Annotated in this window: 1 tRNA gene and 2 rRNA genes; all 3 read right to left on the bottom strand. The window is 48.1% G+C overall.

What is annotated here, in order from left to right:
• Window positions 1-286, bottom strand: a 23S ribosomal RNA gene (locus A9G38_RS07570); the annotation flags it as partial.
• Between the two features lie 258 nt (window positions 287-544).
• A tRNA-Glu gene (locus tag A9G38_RS07565) sits at window positions 545-620 on the bottom strand.
• A 54-nt stretch (window positions 621-674) separates the two neighbouring features.
• Window positions 675-2212: ribosomal RNA gene (locus A9G38_RS07560) — 16S ribosomal RNA — on the bottom strand.
• Between the last annotated feature and the right edge of the window lie 17 nt (window positions 2213-2229).

Raw genomic sequence — 2229 nt, 5'->3', positions numbered from 1 at the left:
CCTTATGCTACCCGCTTGGGCTCCTCCCCTTTCGCTCGCCGCTACTTAGGGAATCTCGGTTGATTTCTTTTCCTCGGGGTACTTAGATGTTTCAGTTCTCCCGGTTCGCCTCATCTAACTATGAATTCATTAGATGATAGTGTAGTTACCCACACTGGGTTTCCCCATTCGGACATCGACGGCTATTACGCTTTTTATCAGCTTACCGTCGCTTTTCGCAGATTAACACGTCCTTCTTCGCCTCTGATTGCCTAGGCATCCACCGTGTACGCTTAATTTCTTAACCTTACAACTCACAGTTGTCTTGGTTTAAATTACGCTTTCTTCTCTTTCTTACTTATTCTCTTTTTATTTATAGATTGTTCAATCAAAGTTCAATAAACTTTAACTAAACCTATAATTAAAAGCCTTTCGTAAAAACGAGAACTCGTTTCTTTCAGCTTGTTCCTAATTGTTAAAGAGCTTTATCTTTCTATTCACTTAACCACTAAATCAAGTAAATACAAACATAATTTTTTTAGAAAAATAATTTCATCACATTTTATGGCGTCCCCTAGGGGATTCGACCCCCTGTTACCGCCGTGAAAGGGCGATGTCCTAGGCCTCTAGACGAAGGGGACTTAATTATTTCTCTTCTAAACAAACAATCTGTGTGAACACTTACGAGCACTTCGTAAGGAGGTGATCCAACCGCAGGTTCCCCTACGGTTACCTTGTTACGACTTCACCCCAGTCATGAACCACACCGTGGTAAACGCCCTCCCGAAGGTTAAGCTATCTACTTCTGGTGCAACCCACTCCCATGGTGTGACGGGCGGTGTGTACAAGGCCCGGGAACGTATTCACCGTGACATTCTGATTCACGATTACTAGCGATTCCGACTTCATGGAGTCGAGTTGCAGACTCCAATCCGGACTTAGACGTACTTTGTGAGGTCCGCTTACTCTCGCGAGGTCGCCTCCCTTTGTATACGCCATTGTAGCACGTGTGTAGCCCTGGTCGTAAGGGCCATGATGACTTGACGTCGTCCCCACCTTCCTCCGCTTTATCAACGGCAGTCTCCTTTGAGTTCCCGACCTAATCGATGGCAACAAAGGATAAGGGTTGCGCTCGTTGCGGGACTTAACCCAACATTTCACAACACGAGCTGACGACAGCCATGCAGCACCTGTCTCACAGTTCCCGAAGGCACTCTCGTATCTCTACAAGATTCTGTGGATGTCAAGACCAGGTAAGGTTCTTCGCGTTGCATCGAATTAAACCACATGCTCCACCGCTTGTGCGGGCCCCCGTCAATTCATTTGAGTTTTAACCTTGCGGCCGTACTCCCCAGGCGGTCGATTTATCGCGTTAGCTTCGGAGCCCATCACTCTAGGCAACAAACTCCAAATCGACATCGTTTACAGCGTGGACTACCAGGGTATCTAATCCTGTTTGCTCCCCACGCTTTCGCATCTCAGCGTCAGTATCTGTCCAGAAGGCCGCCTTCGCCACCGGTATTCCTCCACATCTCTACGCATTTCACCGCTACACGTGGAATTCTACCTTCCTCTACAATACTCTAGTTAACCAGTTTTAAGTGCAATTCCTAGGTTGAGCCCAGGGCTTTCACACCTAACTTAATTATCCGCCTACATGCCCTTTACGCCCAGTCATTCCGATTAACGCTCGCACCCTCCGTATTACCGCGGCTGCTGGCACGGAGTTAGCCGGTGCTTCTTCTGTGATTAACGTCAATTAATAAACCTATTAGATTCATCACCTTCCTCATCACCGAAAGTACTTTACAACCCGAAGGCCTTCTTCATACACGCGGCATGGCTGCATCAGGGTTCCCCCCATTGTGCAATATTCCCCACTGCTGCCTCCCGTAGGAGTCTGGACCGTGTCTCAGTTCCAGTGTGGCTGGTCATCCTCTCAGACCAGCTAGAGATCGTCGCCTTGGTGAGCCTTTACCCCACCAACTAGCTAATCCCATATGGGTTCATCAAATGGCGCATGGCCCGTAGGTCCCATGCTTTGGTCTCTCAACTTTATGCGGTATTAGCAGTCGTTTCCAACTGTTGTCCCCCTCCATTCGGCAGATCCCCATACCTTACTCACCCGTCCGCCACTCGTCATCAAGTGCAAGCACTCATGTTACCGTTCGACTTGCATGTGTTAAGCCTGCCGCCAGCGTTCAATCTGAGCCATGATCAAACTCTTCAATTTAAAGTTTGATGCTCAAT

It is taken from the genome of Gilliamella sp. Imp1-1, assembly GCF_001690415.1.
GTDB classification, from domain to species: domain Bacteria; phylum Pseudomonadota; class Gammaproteobacteria; order Enterobacterales; family Orbaceae; genus Gilliamella; species Gilliamella bombi.
Note: the sequence above shows the minus strand (reverse complement) of the source record. Positions and strands in the feature narration are given on the sequence as shown.